Source organism: Escherichia sp. E10V5 (assembly GCF_004212315.1).
Classification (GTDB): domain Bacteria; phylum Pseudomonadota; class Gammaproteobacteria; order Enterobacterales; family Enterobacteriaceae; genus Escherichia.
This window is the reverse complement of sequence record NZ_RHJM01000002.1, coordinates 47,936-64,117: the sequence shown is the minus strand read 5'-3', so window position 1 is coordinate 64,117 and position 16,182 is coordinate 47,936. Positions and strand designations below refer to the sequence as shown.

16 protein-coding genes and 1 pseudogene are annotated in these 16,182 nt (G+C 52.0%); 12 read left to right on the top strand and 5 right to left on the bottom strand.

All coding sequences use genetic code 11. The annotated features are described in order from the left end of the window. Positions 1-5: 5 nt before the first annotated feature. Positions 6-785 carry an electron transfer flavoprotein subunit beta/FixA family protein gene (locus D9738_RS00745; RefSeq protein ID WP_130259338.1) on the top strand — a complete coding sequence of 260 codons (780 nt, stop codon included), beginning with the start codon at positions 6-8 and terminating at the stop codon, positions 783-785. After that, positions 782-1,642: an electron transfer flavoprotein subunit alpha/FixB family protein gene (locus D9738_RS00740; RefSeq protein WP_130207670.1), complete on the top strand. Its 861-nt coding sequence runs from the start codon at positions 782-784 to the stop codon at positions 1,640-1,642. Before D9738_RS00745 ends, D9738_RS00740 begins: the two co-directional genes overlap by 4 nt. Before the next feature lie 146 nt (positions 1,643-1,788). Here the strand turns inward: D9738_RS00740 and D9738_RS00735 are convergent, their stop codons facing one another. The 4 genes from D9738_RS00735 to queD form a co-directional block, all read right to left on the bottom strand. Beyond that, entirely contained in the window at positions 1,789-2,364 is a 576-nt protein-coding gene (locus tag D9738_RS00735; protein WP_130207669.1) for a glycerol-3-phosphate responsive antiterminator, read from the bottom strand. 16 nt (positions 2,365-2,380) lie between these two features. Beyond that, entirely contained in the window at positions 2,381-2,641 is a 261-nt protein-coding gene (locus D9738_RS00730) for a ferredoxin family protein (RefSeq protein WP_130207668.1), read from the bottom strand. Beyond that, positions 2,632-3,903, bottom strand: a complete 1,272-nt coding sequence (locus D9738_RS00725; protein WP_130259337.1) for an FAD-dependent oxidoreductase — start codon at positions 3,901-3,903, stop codon at positions 2,632-2,634. Before D9738_RS00725 ends, D9738_RS00730 begins: the two co-directional genes overlap by 10 nt. Positions 3,904-3,980: 77 nt before the next feature. Further along, positions 3,981-4,346 carry a 6-carboxytetrahydropterin synthase QueD gene (gene queD, locus D9738_RS00720; RefSeq protein WP_016159619.1) on the bottom strand — a complete coding sequence of 122 codons (366 nt, stop codon included), beginning with the start codon at positions 4,344-4,346 and terminating at the stop codon, positions 3,981-3,983. Between the two features lie 315 nt (positions 4,347-4,661). Between queD and cysJ the strand changes: the two genes are divergently transcribed. The 5 genes and pseudogenes from cysJ to D9738_RS00690 form a co-directional block, all read left to right on the top strand. Then, positions 4,662-6,461: an NADPH-dependent assimilatory sulfite reductase flavoprotein subunit gene (cysJ, locus tag D9738_RS00715; RefSeq protein WP_130259336.1), complete on the top strand. Its 1,800-nt coding sequence runs from the start codon at positions 4,662-4,664 to the stop codon at positions 6,459-6,461. Then, on the top strand, positions 6,461-8,173 hold the full coding sequence (gene cysI, locus D9738_RS00710; RefSeq protein ID WP_130259335.1) for an assimilatory sulfite reductase (NADPH) hemoprotein subunit: 1,713 nt from the start codon (positions 6,461-6,463) through the stop codon (positions 8,171-8,173). The genes cysJ and cysI overlap by 1 nt, the downstream gene beginning before the upstream one ends. 73 nt (positions 8,174-8,246) lie before the next feature. Beyond that, positions 8,247-8,981, top strand: a complete 735-nt coding sequence (gene cysH / locus D9738_RS00705; protein ID WP_130259334.1) for a phosphoadenosine phosphosulfate reductase — start codon at positions 8,247-8,249, stop codon at positions 8,979-8,981. A gap of 264 nt (positions 8,982-9,245) precedes the next feature. After that, positions 9,246-9,398 (top strand): Hok/Gef family protein, encoded by a 153-nt coding sequence (locus D9738_RS00695; RefSeq protein WP_000956458.1) that lies wholly within the window; start codon positions 9,246-9,248, stop codon positions 9,396-9,398. 238 nt (positions 9,399-9,636) lie between these two features. After that, positions 9,637-11,019, top strand: a pseudogene (locus D9738_RS00690) (CRISPR-associated endonuclease Cas3''); the annotation flags it as partial. A gap of 46 nt (positions 11,020-11,065) precedes the next feature. Here the strand turns inward: D9738_RS00690 and iap are convergent. After that, a complete protein-coding gene (iap, locus tag D9738_RS00685) occupies positions 11,066-12,103 on the bottom strand; it encodes an alkaline phosphatase isozyme conversion aminopeptidase (RefSeq protein ID WP_130259333.1) in 1,038 nt (345 codons plus the stop codon). Between the two features lie 250 nt (positions 12,104-12,353). Here iap and cysD point away from each other — a divergent pair, with 250 nt between their 5' ends. The 5 genes from cysD to ftsB all read left to right on the top strand — a co-directional run bounded on the left by cysD (position 12,354) and on the right by ftsB (position 16,174). After that, entirely contained in the window at positions 12,354-13,262 is a 909-nt protein-coding gene (gene cysD, locus D9738_RS00680; RefSeq protein WP_130259332.1) for a sulfate adenylyltransferase subunit CysD, read from the top strand. Between the two features lies 1 nt (position 13,263). Continuing rightward, the gene (gene cysN / locus D9738_RS00675; protein ID WP_130259331.1) at positions 13,264-14,691 is read left to right on the top strand and encodes a sulfate adenylyltransferase subunit CysN; all 1,428 of its coding nucleotides are present in this window, start codon (positions 13,264-13,266) and stop codon (positions 14,689-14,691) included. Further along, positions 14,691-15,296, top strand: a complete 606-nt coding sequence (cysC, locus tag D9738_RS00670; RefSeq protein WP_130259454.1) for an adenylyl-sulfate kinase — start codon at positions 14,691-14,693, stop codon at positions 15,294-15,296. The genes cysN and cysC overlap by 1 nt, the downstream gene beginning before the upstream one ends. Before the next feature lie 49 nt (positions 15,297-15,345). After that, on the top strand, positions 15,346-15,669 hold the full coding sequence (locus D9738_RS00665; protein WP_064528120.1) for a DUF3561 family protein: 324 nt from the start codon (positions 15,346-15,348) through the stop codon (positions 15,667-15,669). Positions 15,670-15,862: 193 nt separating this feature from the next. Further along, positions 15,863-16,174 (top strand): cell division protein FtsB, encoded by a 312-nt coding sequence (gene ftsB, locus D9738_RS00660; protein ID WP_000517476.1) that lies wholly within the window; start codon positions 15,863-15,865, stop codon positions 16,172-16,174. Positions 16,175-16,182: the final 8 nt, after the last annotated feature.

The window sequence follows — 16,182 nt, the reverse complement described above, 5'->3', positions numbered from 1 at the left end:
TGCGAATGAACATACTGTTAGCGTTTAAAGCCGAACCGGATGCCGGGATGCTGGCGGAAAAAGAGTGGCTGGCGGCGGCTCAGGGTAATAGCGGACCGGATGTTTCGCTACTGCGAAGTTTACTCGGTGCTGATGAACAGGCCGCTGCCGCGCTGCTGTTGGCGCAGAGAAAAAATGGCACGCCGATGACTTTAACCGCGTTGAGCATAGGCGATGAACGGGCGTTGCACTGGCTGCGCTATCTCATGGCTCTTGGGTTTGAGAAAGTTGTATTGCTGGAGACGGCGGCAGATCTGCGTTTTGCGCCGGAATTTGTCGCCTGGCATATTGCCGAATGGCAGCGCCAGAATCCGCTGGATCTGCTAATTACCGGCTGCCAAAGCAGCGAAGGACAGAATGGGCAAACGCCATTTTTGCTGGCGGAAATGCTGGGCTGGCCCTGTTTCACCCAGGTGGAGCGTTTCACTCTCGACGCGCCGTTTATCACCCTCGAACAGCGTACTGAAAATGGGCTGCGCTGTTGTCGTGTCCGCTTGCCCGCGGTGATTGCTGTGCGCCAGTGTGGCGAAGTGGCCTTGCCAGTACCGGGAATGCGCCAGCGTATGACGGCGGGGAAAGCGGAAATTATCCGCAAAACTGTTGCTGCTGAATCGCCAGCGATGCAGTGCCTGCAACTGGCAAGGCCAGAGCAACGACGCAGAGCGACGCTGATTGATGGGCAAACGGTAGCAGAAAAAGCGCAAAAGCTATGGCAGGACTATTTACGCCAAAGGATGCAGCCATGAATATCGCAATTGTGACAATAAATCAGGAACATGCCGCAATAGCGGGCTGGCTGGCGGAGCAGGATTTCAGCGGCAGCACACTAACGCACTGGCAAATCGAGCCGCAGCCGATGGTCGCGGAACAGGTGCTGGATGCGCTGGTAGAACAGTGGCAGCGAACGCCTGTGGACGTTGTTCTCTTTCCGCCGGGAACGTTTGGTGATGAACTGTCGACCCGGCTGGCCTGGCGTTTACATGGTGCAAGCATCTGCCAGGTGACTTCGTTAGATATTCCAACCGTAAGCGTGCGCAAATCCCACTGGGGAAATGCGCTAACGGCGACGTTGCAAACAGAAAAACGCCCGCTATGCCTTTCGCTGGCACGTCAGGTGGGAGCAGCGAAAAACGCCACGTTGCCCTCTGGTATGCAGCAACTGAACATTGTTCCCGGGGCGCTTCCCGACTGGCTGGTTAGCACAGAGGATCTTAAAAATGTTACCCGTGACCCATTAGCTGAGGCCAGACGAGTACTGGTAGTGGGGCAGGGCGGCGAGGCAGATAGCCATGACATCGCTACGCTGGCTGAAAAGCTGGGGGCAGAAGTGGGCTACAGTCGGGCGCGAGTGATGAACGGTGGCTTTGAAGCCGAAAAGGTCATTGGCATTTCCGGGCATTTGTTGGCGCCAGATGTTTGCATTGTGGCGGGCGCATCCGGTGCGGCAGCGTTAATGGCGGGCGTACGTAATAGTAAGTTTGTGGTGGCGATTAATCATGACGCCAGTGCGGCGGTATTTTCGCAGGCAGATGTTGGTGTGGTAGATGACTGGAAAGCCGTGCTGGAGGCACTGGTGACAAACATTCACGCAGATTGCCAATAACGTACAGTCGGATGCGGCGTGGACGGGGGCCAGGCTCGGGACTTGTAGGCCTGATAAGACGCGTCAAGCGTCGCATCAGGCGCTGAATGCCGGATTTGGCATACAGCCTACAAATCACACAAATTCAATTCGTTACGATTATCCCGTCAAAGCAATTTTTTCGCTAACGTCCAGACCCCGGTATTCGTGGTGGAAAGCGCCACCACACCCGCGTTAATCGCATTACGCGCATCTTCTTCATCGCACACCAACCCACCAGCAATCAGCGGTTGGCGGATTTTCTCCGTCACCCAGCCCAGCACTTTGGGCATGCAGCCTGGGAGGATCTCAATACAATCTGGGTTCGATTGCGCAACCTGCTTATCAATGTTGTGAAACGAAATCGAATCGACAATAAACAGGCGATGAATACAGAAAAAACCTTCCGCTCTTGCCGCTTTCAGCATCGATGCTTTCGTGCTGATAATGCCGTCCGCTTCGGTCACCAGTTTCAGAAACTGAATCACCACTTCTTTGTTCGATGCACCTTCCAGCAAATCGACATGAATAAAGGCATATTTCCCGGCGTTCTTAATCTTTTTAACGATATGGCTGATGGTGCAGATATTGCCGTACAACACGGAAATAAACTGGCATTCAGAATCGATTGCCAGTTGCAGGCTGGCATTATCTTTAACGGCAGCAATCACCGGATTCTGGCGGAGCAGGTGTAAGAGGGACATAAATTATCCTTATTATTTATCCAAAGCGGTAGGTGATGCCGAATCCGGAAGGCGGATAGCGCCACTGTTGTAGTGTTTTTTCGTCGCACAGCAAACGGCAGGTTCCGCACTCAAGGCAACCGCGATAATCAACACGCAAGTCCCCTTCCGGCGTGAGCGAAAAAAGACCTGCCGGACAGGCGTTAATCAATCGTTCTGCCGTCTGACGCTCAACGGAGTCAGCCGGAACAATGTGCGGCGCATCAGCAACGCGCCAGAGATTACGGGCTACAGACATCGCAGACTCCTGATAACATCGCCCGCCAGATGCCACAGGCCATGACGACGTATATGACGCCAGAGTAACTGGCGCAGCGGCAGAACAGGTTTATCCCCCTGATCCCATAAATCACGGGAAATATCCTGCATTAACGCAGGCCACGCACGGTACCATCCCGGGCGTTGCAAAAGCGCCGGAACATGCTGATAACGTTGTAGAACATCCCACAGCTGACTGCGTTCTATGTTTTGATGATAAAGCGGAAACAGATTTTGCGGCTCGCGGTGCTGGCAGGCGCTTATCAGCGTTTGTGCCGCCGCCTGTGCGCCAGTCAGCGCCATATCCATGCCGCGTACGGAAATTCCGGTATTGACGCAACTGCGTAACGCATCGCCCACCAGTAGCCAGCCGTTACCGGCGTATTGCACCGGCATACTGTGCAGGCCACCTTCTGGCACCAGATGCGCGCCATACTCCAGCGATTCCGTGTTTTTGATAAGCGGGCGCACTGCTGGATGCGTTTTAAAGCGGGCCAGCAGCTCGCTTGCCGGAACACGACTTTGCGTAAGGGAAGAGAGCGGGCAAACAATCCCTAACGAGAGCGTTTGTTGATTAGTATAAAGAAATGCGCCGCCGGGCAAGTCATCACAGATTTCGCCGCTGAACAGCAACGCTGCGCCTTCGTTATTCTCCAGATGAAAACGTTCTTCAATAGCGGATGTTTCCAGCGCCAGCACTTCTTTGATTCCTAACGCCATTGATTCGCCAGCAGGGCGGGTAACTAATCCGTGGCGTTCCGCCAGGAGGCTATTGGCACCTTCTGCCAGGACGACATAACGGGTGCGGAGAATATCGTCACCACAGATAACGCCACACACTCTGCCGTTTTCTTCATACAGCGCATCTACCGTCGCACCAGGGATACACTCGACACCTTCTTTTTCGGCTTCGGCAACCAGCCACGGATCGAATCGCGGGCGTAACACGCTCCATGACTCGCCGTTGGGCAGTAAGCTGGAAAATGTTGTGGCGCCATCTGGTGTTAATAAAGAAAGGCTTTCGTGGGTGATGCGACGCTCAAGGGGCGCGGTCAGATGAAATTGCGGGAGGAGTTCAGCGAGCGCATGGGTATATAAACGCCCGCCGGAAAGGTTTTTACTGCCGGGAATTTCAGCGCGTTCCAGTAACAGAACGGACAAACCTGCCCGCGCGCAACGTAAAGCACAAGCGGTGCCTGCTATACCCGCACCGATGATAATAATGTCGCAGTCATCTTCCATGGTGTGCTCCAGATATCCTGAGCGCAATACCCTAACATAGCGTTACTTAAGGGAAATTGACCGCCGACACACTCTTATCATTCGCCGCGATAGATACAGCCTGCAGTGCAGGTTTCTTTCACCATCACCGCACTTAATAGCGGCACAACGGGTTTAACTTGATCCCAAATCCATTTTGCTAAAACTTCGCTGGTTGGGTTTTCCAGACCGGGTATATCATTGAGGTAATAGTGGTCGAGGCGATCGTAGGTTGGTTTAAACGCCGCTTTCAGTTCAGCGAAATCGATAATCCAGCCCGTATGCGGATCGACTTCCCCTGTGATTTCCAGGCGCACCATAAAAGAATGCCCGTGTAAGCGCCCGCACTTATGTCCCTGTGGGACGTGCGGCAGACGGTGAGCGGCTTCGAAGGTGAAATCTTTAAATAACGTGGTGGACATCATAATTTCTCTACAGGACGATAAAACCGCCGTAGAGTACCGGAAAGCCTGTTTTTTCGCATTACTAAAAACGGGTTTGTTGCGCAAAATGACCGATTTAACTTAATTGCGGTCGATATTTATTTATTTTTCATTGAGTTAATAAATCTATTTTGTTGTTAAAGACTATTGCTAAAACAGGTTAGTCGATTTGGTTATTAGTTATCGCTATCCCGTCTTTAATCCACCCCCTTCACGCCGTTAACCTTACCTTCTCTTCTGTTTTATGGGCGCTGACAGGGCCGATAAACAGCTTTGCTTACTGGAACATAACGACGCATGACGACACAGGTCCCACCTTCCGCTTTGCTTCCGCTGAACCCGGAGCAACTGGCACGCCTCCAGGCGGCCACGACCGATTTAACGCCCACCCAGCTTGCCTGGGTTTCTGGCTATTTCTGGGGCGTGCTCAATCAGCAGCCTGCTACGCTTGCAGCGACGCCAGCGCCCGCCGCAGAAATGCCGGGTATTACTATTATCTCCGCTTCGCAAACCGGCAATGCGCGTCGGGTCGCCGAAGCGTTACGCGATGACTTATTAGCGGTAAAACTGAACGTTAAGCTGGTGAACGCGGGCGACTATAAATTCAAACAAATCGCCAGCGAAAAACTGCTTATCGTGGTGACGTCAACACAAGGGGAAGGGGAACCGCCGGAAGAAGCCGTCGCGCTGCATAAGTTTCTGTTCTCCAAAAAAGCGCCGAAGCTGGAAAACACCGCGTTTGCCGTGTTTAGCCTTGGCGATAGCTCTTATGAATTTTTCTGCCAGTCCGGGAAAGATTTCGACAGCAAGCTGGCGGAACTGGGCGGTGAACGCCTGCTCGATCGTGTCGATGCCGACGTTGAATACCAGGCCGCTGCCAGCGAGTGGCGCGCCCGCGTGGTTGATGCGCTTAAATCGCGCGCGCCCGTCGCAGCACCTTCACAATCCGTCGCTACTGGCGCGGTAAATGAAATCCACACCAGCCCGTACAGCAAAGACGCGCCGCTGGTGGCTAGCCTTTCGGTTAACCAGAAAATTACCGGGCGTAACTCTGAAAAAGACGTTCGTCATATCGAAATTGACTTAGGCGACTCTGGCCTGCGTTATCAGCCGGGTGACGCGCTGGGCGTCTGGTATCAGAACGATCCGGCACTGGTGAAAGAACTTGTCGAACTGCTGTGGCTGAAAGGCGATGAACCTGTCACCGTTGAGGGCAAAACCCTGCCGTTGAATGAGGCGCTACAGTGGCACTTCGAACTGACCGTCAACACCGCCAATATCGTTGAGAACTACGCTACCTTAACGCGCAGCGAAACGCTGCTGCCGCTGGTGGGCGATAAAGCGAAGTTGCAGCATTACGCCGCGACCACGCCGATTGTCGACATGGTGCGTTTCTCTCCGGCACAACTGGATGCCGAAGCGCTGATTAATCTGCTGCGCCCGCTGACCCCGCGCCTCTATTCCATCGCCTCCTCGCAGGCGGAAGTCGAGAACGAAGTACACGTCACCGTTGGCGTGGTGCGTTACGACGTGGAAGGCCGCGCCCGTGCCGGTGGTGCTTCTAGTTTCCTCGCGGATCGTGTGGAAGAAGAGGGCGAAGTTCGCGTCTTTATCGAACATAACGACAACTTCCGCCTACCCGCTAACCCGGAAACCCCGGTGATTATGATTGGCCCAGGTACCGGTATTGCGCCGTTCCGCGCCTTTATGCAGCAACGTGCCGCCGACGTAGCGCCGGGTAAAAACTGGCTGTTCTTTGGCAACCCGCACTTTACGGAAGATTTCCTCTACCAGGTGGAGTGGCAGCGCTACGTCAAAGAGGGCGTGCTGACACGTATCGATCTTGCCTGGTCGCGCGATCAAAAAGAAAAAATTTACGTACAAGACAAACTGCGCGAACAGGGCGCGGAGCTGTGGCGCTGGATCAATGACGGTGCCCACATTTATGTCTGTGGCGACGCTAATCGCATGGCGAAAGACGTTGAACAGGCACTTCTGGAAGTGATTGCCGAATTTGGTGGCATGGACACCGAAGCGGCAGATGAATTTTTAAGTGAGCTGCGCGTAGAGCGCCGTTATCAGCGAGATGTCTACTAATGAGCGAAAAACATCCAGGGCCTTTAGTGGTCGAAGGTAAACTGGCAGACGCCGAGCGCATGAAGCTTGAAAGCAACTATCTGCGCGGCACGATTGCTGAAGATTTAAATGACGGCCTGACCGGTGGGTTTAAGGGCGATAACTTCCTGCTGATCCGTTTCCACGGTATGTATCAGCAGGATGACCGTGACATCCGCGCTGAACGTGCTGAGCAGAAGCTGGAACCGCGCCACGCCATGATGCTGCGCTGCCGTTTGCCTGGCGGTGTTATCACCACCAAACAGTGGCAGGCGATCGATAAATTTGCGGTGGAAAACACTATTTACGGTAGCATCCGCCTGACCAACCGTCAGACGTTCCAGTTCCACGGTATTCTGAAAAAGAACGTCAAACCTGCGCACCAGATGCTGCACTCGGTCGGTCTGGATGCGTTAGCCACCGCCAACGACATGAACCGTAACGTGCTGTGCACCTCGAACCCGTTCGAGTCGCAGCTGCATGCGGAAGCCTATGAATGGGCGAAGAAAATCTCTGAACATCTGCTGCCGCGTACTCGCGCTTACGCGGAGATCTGGCTCGATCAGGAAAAAGTCGCCACTACTGATGAAGAGCCGATCCTTGGTCAGACCTACCTGCCGCGTAAGTTTAAAACCACGGTAGTGATCCCGCCGCAGAACGATATCGATCTGCATGCCAACGACATGAACTTCGTGGCGATCGCTGAAAACGGCAAGCTGGTGGGCTTTAACCTGTTGGTGGGCGGTGGGCTTTCCATGGAGCACGGTAACAAGAAAACCTACGCCCGCACGGCGAGCGAGTTTGGCTATCTGCCGCTGGAGCATACGCTGGCGGTGGCGGAAGCCGTCGTGACAACTCAGCGTGACTGGGGTAACCGAACCGATCGTAAAAATGCCAAAACCAAATACACGCTGGAGCGCGTGGGTGTTGAGACGTTTAAAGCGGAAGTGGAACGTCGCGCGGGGATCAAATTTGAACCGATCCGTCCGTATGAGTTTACCGGACGCGGTGATCGTATTGGCTGGGTTAAGGGCATTGATGATAACTGGCATCTGACGCTGTTTATCGAAAATGGTCGCATCCTTGATTATCCTGGGCGTCCGCTGAAAACCGGCTTGCTGGAGATCGCGAAGATCCACAAAGGCGATTTCCGCATTACGGCGAACCAGAATCTGATCATCGCCGGTGTACCGGAAAGCGAGAAAGCGAAGATCGAGAAGATCGCCAAAGAGAGCGGGTTGATGAATGCCGTCACGCCGCAGCGTGAAAACTCAATGGCTTGCGTGTCATTCCCGACTTGCCCGCTGGCGATGGCGGAAGCGGAGCGTTTCCTGCCGTCGTTTATCGATAACATCGATAATTTAATGGCGAAACATGGCATTAGCGATGAGCATATCGTGATGCGTGTAACAGGCTGCCCGAACGGTTGTGGTCGCGCGATGCTGGCGGAAGTGGGTCTGGTGGGTAAAGCGCCGGGTCGCTACAACCTGCATCTTGGCGGCAACCGCATGGGGACACGTATCCCACGAATGTATAAAGAAAACATCACCGAGCCGGAAATCCTGGCGTCGCTTGATGAACTGATAGGGCGCTGGGCGAAAGAGCGTGAAGCGGGTGAAGGCTTCGGCGACTTTACGGTGCGTGCGGGCATCATTCGCCCGGTGCTCGACCCGGCGCGCGATTTGTGGGATTAACCATCAGCCCGGTCTTGTAGGCCTGATAAGACGCGCCAGCGTCGCATCAGGCAAGGCAAACAGTGAGGAACTTATGTCCAAACTCGATCTAAACACCCTGAACGAACTGCCAAAGGTAGACCGGATTCTGGCGCTGGTCCAAACTAACGCCGAACTGGAAAAACTGGACGCTGAAGGCCGCGTTGCCTGGGCACTGGATAATCTGCCCGGTGAATATGTGCTTTCTTCCAGCTTCGGCATTCAGGCGGCGGTGAGCCTGCATCTGGTGAATCAGATTCACCCGGACATTCCGGTGATCCTCACCGATACCGGTTATCTGTTCCCGGAAACTTACCGCTTTATTGACGAGTTAACGGACAAACTCAAGCTCAACCTGAAAGTGTACCGTGCTACCGAAAGCGCAGCCTGGCAGGAAGCGCGCTACGGTAAACTGTGGGAGCAGGGCGTTGAAGGCATTGAAAAATACAATGACATCAACAAAGTTGAACCGATGAACCGGGCGCTGAAAGAACTGAATGCGCAAACGTGGTTTGCTGGCCTGCGCCGCGAGCAATCCGAAAGCCGCGCCAATTTACCGGTACTGGCAATTCAGCGTGGCGTATTTAAAGTGCTGCCGATTATCGACTGGGATAACCGAACTATTTATCAGTACCTGCAAAAACATGGCCTGAAATATCACCCATTATGGGACGAAGGATATTTATCTGTAGGAGATACCCATACAACCCGTAAATGGGAACCGGGCATGGCGGAAGAAGAAACGCGTTTCTTTGGCTTAAAAAGGGAATGTGGATTACACGAAGGGTAAATATTTCCGGATAAAATAAACGCCTCTGTCAGAAATGATGGGGGCGTTTTTATTTTGCGAGCAGCATTCCGGCATTTAAACGTGAGCGTCGCAGGGAGAATTAACAGGTATAGAATGGCATTGGGTGCTTGAGGCTGTCTGGCGTTAAGCATTCGCGAGGTTCCAGATGGACAAAAGCCCCAGGCGATATTTCTATCAACCTGAGGCTTACGTTCGAACCCAAACAATTCGAATGTTAGTCTCTTCTTTGCAGGGAGGCAAGACATGCTGACAAAATATGCCCTTGTGGCAATCATCGTACTGTGCTGTACAGTACTGGGATTCACGCTGATGGTAGGCGACTCGTTGTGTGAGTTGAGTATCAGAGAACGTGGTATGGAGTTTAAGGCAGTTCTCGCTTACGAATCGAAGAAGTAGCCACCACGCGGGGGTAAAACCCCGCGTACTGAATTGTGATGGTTTGGTCTCCTGCACCCTTTTTTAATTTATATTTTTCATGTGAATATTATGCCTGTGTCTATTATTCATATATAGTACAGATGAAAATCATTGAGTTATTCATAATGCAAATATTTTATTGAACGATATATATCACAGATAATTTTTAATATATGCGTAAATATCCTTTAAGTTTTACTGAAGGATAAAAAACATTGTGACTTTCTTTGATTTCTGGGGAAAAACCCGACGTGGCGAGAAAGAGGGTGGCGACGACTATCACCTTCTTTGCTGGCATTCGCTTGATGTAGCCGCAATGGGCTATTTAATGGTCAAAAGCAATTGCTTCGGGCTGGCTGACTATTTTCGTCAATTAGGTATTTCAGATAGGGAACAGGCGGCACAATTTTTCGCCTGGTTGCTGTGCTGGCACGATACTGGAAAATTTGCCCGCTCTTTTCAGCAACTTTACCTGCATCCACAACTCAAGGTTCCGGAAGGCGCCAGAAAGAATTACGAAAAGATCTCTCATTCAACGCTGGGCTATTGGTTATGGAATCATTATTTAATTGAATGTGAAGAGTTGCTTCCTTCCTCTTCACTCTCTTCCCGCAAACTTAAACGGGTAATAGCGATGTGGATGCCCATGAGCACGGGGCATCATGGTCGCCCACCTGACCGCATTGATGAACTGGCTAATTTTCTTCCTGAAGACAAAGCTGCCGCGCGAGATTTTCTCCTTGCAATTAAGCCACTGTTTCCGCGAATAGAGCTCCCCGCATTCTGGGATGATGACGAGGGCGTTGAACTTTTAAAACAACTTTCCTGGTATATCTCTGCAACCGTCGTACTCGCAGACTGGACGGGTTCGTCAACGCGGTTTTTTCCACGCGTCGCACGTGCTATGGATATTGAAGATTACTGGCAGAAAATTTTAGTTCAGGCTCAAAACGCATTAACCGTCTTTCCGCCCAAAGCAGAAACTGCACCTTTCACCGGAATTAATACGCTGTTTCCTTTTATTGAGCACCCGACACCGTTACAGCAAAAGGTGCTGGATCTGGATATCAGCCAGCCAGGGCCACAATTATTTATTCTGGAAGATGTGACTGGCGCAGGTAAAACAGAAGCGGCGCTTATCCTGGCGCACAGGTTGATGGCTGCGGGGAAAGCACAGGGGTTGTTTTTTGGCCTGCCAACAATGGCAACGGCCAATGCCATGTACGATCGGTTGGTCAAAACCTGGCTTGCTTTCTATTCTCCAGAATCTCGCCCCAGCCTGGTGCTGGCACACAGTTCCCGCACATTAATGGACCGCTTTAATGAATCACTCTGGTCCGGTGATTTAGTCGGGTCAGAAGAATCGGATGAACAAACGTTCAGTCAGGGATGTGCGGCCTGGTTTGCCGACAGTAACAAGAAGGCGTTGCTGGCTGAAATTGGCGTCGGCACTTTGGATCAGGCGATGATGGCGGTGATGCCGTTCAAACATAATAATCTGCGGCTTCTGGGGCTGAGTAATAAAATCCTGCTGGCTGATGAGATCCACGCCTGTGACGCTTACATGTCGTGCATTCTTGAAGGGTTGATCGAGCGGCGTGTTCCCCGCGCCAGCGGGGAACTCCCAACTCCCATTTTCAACCCCATCAAGACGCCTTCGCCAGCTCCTTCACCAACGGTAACATTATCCGCATAACATCACGGCAGCGGCGTTCTATTCTTCCAGGAAGTGCCTTATCTATATGCTGTTGATTATCCAGTCTTACGTCATGCCAGCTATTTCCCGCAGGGAATGCGGCTGTTTTTGCTCGTTGCTGATAACCATCCTTATTCCCAAGATTCCAGTTTGTCGCTTCCACCGAAAGTACAGCAATGCCCGCTTTGTCGAATATTTCTGCGTCATTACAACACCCAGTGCCTTTCGGATAGTTTTTATTCAAACCTGGATTTGTGGTGGCGGCAATTCCATGACTGCGGGCAATTGCCAGCGCCCGGTCGCGCGTTAATTTCCTTACTGCTTCAGGTGTTTTTACGCCACTGTTGAAATACAGCTTATCGCCAACAATCAGATTATCGAGGTTAATCACCAATAAAGTATTTTTCTTTTCGGTATCACTCATGCGCTTGAGTAAATTCTCAGCACCTAATTTCCCTTCCTCTTCACCACTGGTGGCAATAAAACGAATCCCATACTCAGTCGGAATATCTTTCAGGCGTTCAGCCAGCTCCAGCATGACACCTAAACCTGCGGCATTATCATCCATTCCTTGTAACGTCAGCCCGCCGAGATTGGCATCTGCATCTGCGTCGCTCTGCGGGGCATAGGTATCCAGATGCGCCATAATGATGATCTGCTGCGGCGTTTTGCCTTCATGAGCGGCAATCACCGAACTTCCCGTCACGTTGTGCCAGTTTTTGCGGTTATCGCGTGCGGTATAAATATATCGGCTATTAAATGTTCGAATATCACTGCGGTAACCCATTTGCTGAAACTGTTGCCGAATATAATCGGCAGATAACATTTCTGCGGGTGTTCCGGTCATTCGTCCCGGAAAGAAAGTGGCAATATGTCGCGCCTGTGTATTGGCAAAATCACCAGGTTTAGGTGATGAGGCGTAAACGGGGAGAATAAAGCATACGCCGAGCGCCAGGGCAGCGGTACGGTGGCGCAATGCGGAAAACATAGTGAGTCCTTAAATACCATGCAAAATTTTTACCGCCATAGTATGAAACTGCCGCTGCGCTAAAACAATTTCAAATCTTCCTAAACGCCCGAAATTCGGTAGCTTAAGCACTTTTTGATATTTGCTTTGCCAAAGCGTTATTCCGTTAAGGAACTACTCATTCCAATTGGTAATTTCATTCGTTCTCCTGCGCTCCCTATAGTCGAAACATCTGATGGCAAGAAAATAGCGGTATTGCAAAGGAACGGTTATGGATCAAAAACGACTTACCCACCTACGACAGCTGGAGGCGGAAAGCATCCACATCATTCGCGAGGTGGCGGCAGAATTCTCAAATCCGGTGATGCTCTACTCCATCGGCAAAGATTCCAGCGTCATGCTGCATCTGGCGCGCAAGGCGTTTTATCCTGGTACGCTGCCGTTCCCACTGCTGCATGTCGATACCGGCTGGAAATTCCGCGAGATGTATGAGTTCCGCGATCGTACGGCGAAAGCTTACGGCTGCGAGTTGCTGGTACATAAAAACCCGGAAGGCGTGGCGATGGGGATTAACCCGTTCGTGCACGGCAGCGCCAAACATACCGACATTATGAAAACCGAAGGTTTGAAACAGGCGTTGAATAAATACGGTTTTGATGCCGCCTTCGGTGGTGCGCGCCGCGATGAAGAGAAGTCCCGCGCCAAAGAACGAATCTACTCTTTCCGTGACCGATTTCATCGCTGGGATCCGAAAAACCAGCGTCCGGAGTTGTGGCACAACTATAACGGGCAGATCAACAAAGGCGAAAGCATCCGCGTCTTCCCGCTCTCTAACTGGACCGAGCAGGATATCTGGCAATACATCTGGCTGGAAAATATCGACATTGTTCCACTGTATCTCGCCGCTGAACGTCCGGTTCTGGAACGCGACGGTATGTTGATGATGATTGATGACAACCGTATCGACCTGCAACCGGGCGAAGTGATTAAAAAACGGATGGTGCGCTTCCGCACGCTGGGCTGCTGGCCGCTGACCGGTGCGGTTGCGTCGAATGCACAAACGCTGCCGGAGATCATCGAAGAGATGCTGGTTTCCACCACCAGTGAACGTCAGGGGCGCGTGATTGACCGCGACCAGGCAGGCTCTATGGAGCTGAAAAAACGTCAGGGGTATTTTTAAGATGAACACCGCACTTGCACAACAAATCGCCAATGAAGGCGGCGTCGAAGCCTGGATGATTGCGCAACAACATAAAAGCCTGCTGCGTTTTCTGACCTGTGGTAGCGTCGATGACGGCAAAAGTACCCTGATTGGTCGCCTGCTGCACGATACCCGCCAAATCTACGAAGATCAGCTCTCATCGCTGCATAACGACAGTAAACGTCACGGCACCCAGGGCGAAAAACTGGATCTGGCGCTGCTGGTGGACGGCCTGCAAGCGGAACGCGAACAGGGCATCACTATCGATGTGGCTTATCGCTATTTCTCCACCGAGAAGCGTAAATTTATTATCGCCGATACCCCTGGGCATGAGCAGTACACCCGCAATATGGCGACCGGCGCGTCAACGTGTGAGCTGGCGATCTTATTGATCGACGCCCGTAAAGGCGTGCTCGATCAAACCCGTCGTCACAGTTTTATCTCCACGCTGTTGGGGATCAAACATCTGGTTGTAGCGATCAACAAAATGGATCTGGTGGATTACAGTGAAGAGACATTCACCCGCATTCGTGAAGACTACCTGACTTTTGCCGAACAATTGCCGGGCAATCTGGATATTCGCTTTGTGCCGCTCTCTGCGCTGGAAGGCGACAATGTAGCTTCGCAAAGTGGAAGAATGCCGTGGTACAGCGGCCCAACATTACTTGAAGTGCTGGAAACCGTGGAGATTCAGCGAGTGGTTGATGCCCAGCCGATGCGCTTCCCGGTTCAGTACGTTAACCGCCCTAATCTCGATTTTCGTGGCTACGCCGGAACGCTGGCTTCCGGCAGCGTGCAAGTCGGGCAACGTGTCAAAGTGTTGCCCTCTGGTGTGGAGTCAAGCATCGCGCGGATCGTCACTTTTGATGGCGATCGCGGAGAAGCTTTTGCTGGAGAAGCGATCACCCTGGTGCTGACGGACGAGATCGATATCAGCCGTGGCGATCTGCTGCTGACAGCAGATGAAGCGTTACCGGCAGTGCAGAGCGCGTCAGTTGATGTGGTATGGATGGCGGAGCAACCGCTTTCCCCTGGGCAGAGTTACGACATCAAAATCGCCGGTAAGAAGACGCGCGCCCGCGTTGATGGTATTCACTATCAGGTTGATATTAATAACCTTACCCAGCGTGAAGTTGAAAACCTGCCACTGAATGGGATCGGCCTCGTGGATCTCACCTTTGACGAGCCGTTGGTGTTAGATCGTTATCAACAAAATCCGGTGACGGGTGGGCTGATTTTTATCGATCGCCTGAGCAACGTGACTGTTGGTGCCGGTATGGTGCATGAGCCGAAAAACGAGGCCGCCGTTGCGCCGTCGGAATTTAGCGCATTCGAGCTGGAGCTGAATGCGTTAGTACGCCGCCACTTCCCGCACTGGGGAGCGCGCGATTTACTGGGAGATAAATGATGGCGCTGCATGACGAAAACGTCGTCTGGCATAGCCATCCGGTTACTGCACAACAACGCGAGCACCACCACGGTCATCGAGGTGTTGTGCTGTGGTTTACCGGCCTCTCTGGTTCCGGTAAATCAACGGTCGCGGGGGCGCTGGAGGAGGCGTTACATAAACTTGGCGTCAGTACATATTTACTGGATGGCGACAATGTCCGCCACGGTTTATGCAGCGATCTCGGTTTTAGCGATGCCGATCGCAAAGAAAATATCCGTAGGGTCGGTGAGGTGGCGAATTTAATGGTCGAAGCCGGACTGGTGGTGCTGACGGCGTTTATCTCACCACACCGTGGCGAACGGCAGATGGTTCGCGAACGTGTAGGAGAAGGGCGGTTTATCGAAGTGTTTGTCGATACGCCGCTGGCGATTTGTGAGTCTCGCGATCCAAAAGGCTTATATAAAAAAGCACGCGCTGGTGAACTGCGTAACTTTACCGGAATAGATTCCGTTTACGAAGCGCCTGAATCGGCAGAAATTCATCTCAATGGTGAACAATTAGTAACAAATTTGGTTCAGCAATTATTAGATCTACTGAGACAGAACGATATTATCAGATCCTGAGACACCACCGGGTTTTCATGCCCGGTTCGTCAAAGTAACAGGATCTGATATGCGTAATAGCCATAACATTACACTAACAAATAGTGATAGCCTTACCGAGGATGAAGAAACCACATGGTCGCTACCAGGGGCCGTGGTCGGTTTTGTGTCCTGGCTGTGTGCACTGGCGATTCCGATGTTGATTTATGGCTCTAACACGCTGTTTTTCTTTATCTACACCTGGCCTTTCTTTCTGGCGCTGATGCCTGTTGCGGTGGTGGTAGGTATTGCGCTGCATTCCTTGATGGACGGGAAATTACGCTACAGTATTGTTTTCACTTTTATCACCGTTGGCATTATGTTTGGTGCACTGTTTATGTGGTTGTTGGGCTAATCTGTTCTTTCCTGTTCATTCTGTCCATAATTCAAACCGTAACCAATAATGAGATTATGTTCTGCGCGCCCTGGGTATACGTAACAGTGGACAAATGTGGTACATTTGCCCGCGTTGTCGCGGTATCCCCAACAGAGGATGTAGAGTCGTCTTCGGATGCATGGGATGAGGATGCCGTTTTTCAGGGGGCAGGATGGGTAAACTAACGCTGCTGTTGCTGGCTATTCTGGTCTGGCTACAGTATTCGCTGTGGTTCGGTAAGAACGGTATACATGACTATACCCGCGTCAATGATGATGTGGCGGCACAGCAAGCTACAAACGCGAAACTTAAAGCGCGAAACGATCAGCTTTTTGCCGAAATTGACGATCTCAATGGCGGCCAGGAGGCGCTCGAAGAGCGTGCGCGTAATGAACTCAGCATGACCAGGCCGGGCGAAACTTTTTATCGTCTGGTGCCTGACGCGTCGAAGCGCGCGCAGTCTGCGGGGCAAAACAATCGATAAAACAGCCC

What these genes read in the sequence shown, in the direction of transcription:
- D9738_RS00745 (WP_130259338.1), top strand. Translation starts at nt 6, where the DNA reads ATGAACATACTGTTAGCGTTTAAAGCCGAACCGGATGCCGGGATGCTG.
- D9738_RS00740 (WP_130207670.1), top strand. Translation starts at nt 782, where the DNA reads ATGAATATCGCAATTGTGACAATAAATCAGGAACATGCCGCAATAGCG.
- D9738_RS00735 (WP_130207669.1), bottom strand. Translation starts at nt 2,364, where the DNA reads ATGTCCCTCTTACACCTGCTCCGCCAGAATCCGGTGATTGCTGCCGTT.
- D9738_RS00730 (WP_130207668.1), bottom strand. Translation starts at nt 2,641, where the DNA reads ATGTCTGTAGCCCGTAATCTCTGGCGCGTTGCTGATGCGCCGCACATT.
- D9738_RS00725 (WP_130259337.1), bottom strand. Translation starts at nt 3,903, where the DNA reads ATGGAAGATGACTGCGACATTATTATCATCGGTGCGGGTATAGCAGGC.
- queD (WP_016159619.1), bottom strand. Translation starts at nt 4,346, where the DNA reads ATGATGTCCACCACGTTATTTAAAGATTTCACCTTCGAAGCCGCTCAC.
- cysJ (WP_130259336.1), top strand. Translation starts at nt 4,662, where the DNA reads ATGACGACACAGGTCCCACCTTCCGCTTTGCTTCCGCTGAACCCGGAG.
- cysI (WP_130259335.1), top strand. Translation starts at nt 6,461, where the DNA reads ATGAGCGAAAAACATCCAGGGCCTTTAGTGGTCGAAGGTAAACTGGCA.
- cysH (WP_130259334.1), top strand. Translation starts at nt 8,247, where the DNA reads ATGTCCAAACTCGATCTAAACACCCTGAACGAACTGCCAAAGGTAGAC.
- D9738_RS00695 (WP_000956458.1), top strand. Translation starts at nt 9,246, where the DNA reads ATGCTGACAAAATATGCCCTTGTGGCAATCATCGTACTGTGCTGTACA.
- iap (WP_130259333.1), bottom strand. Translation starts at nt 12,103, where the DNA reads ATGTTTTCCGCATTGCGCCACCGTACCGCTGCCCTGGCGCTCGGCGTA.
- cysD (WP_130259332.1), top strand. Translation starts at nt 12,354, where the DNA reads ATGGATCAAAAACGACTTACCCACCTACGACAGCTGGAGGCGGAAAGC.
- cysN (WP_130259331.1), top strand. Translation starts at nt 13,264, where the DNA reads ATGAACACCGCACTTGCACAACAAATCGCCAATGAAGGCGGCGTCGAA.
- cysC (WP_130259454.1), top strand. Translation starts at nt 14,691, where the DNA reads ATGGCGCTGCATGACGAAAACGTCGTCTGGCATAGCCATCCGGTTACT.
- D9738_RS00665 (WP_064528120.1), top strand. Translation starts at nt 15,346, where the DNA reads ATGCGTAATAGCCATAACATTACACTAACAAATAGTGATAGCCTTACC.
- ftsB (WP_000517476.1), top strand. Translation starts at nt 15,863, where the DNA reads ATGGGTAAACTAACGCTGCTGTTGCTGGCTATTCTGGTCTGGCTACAG.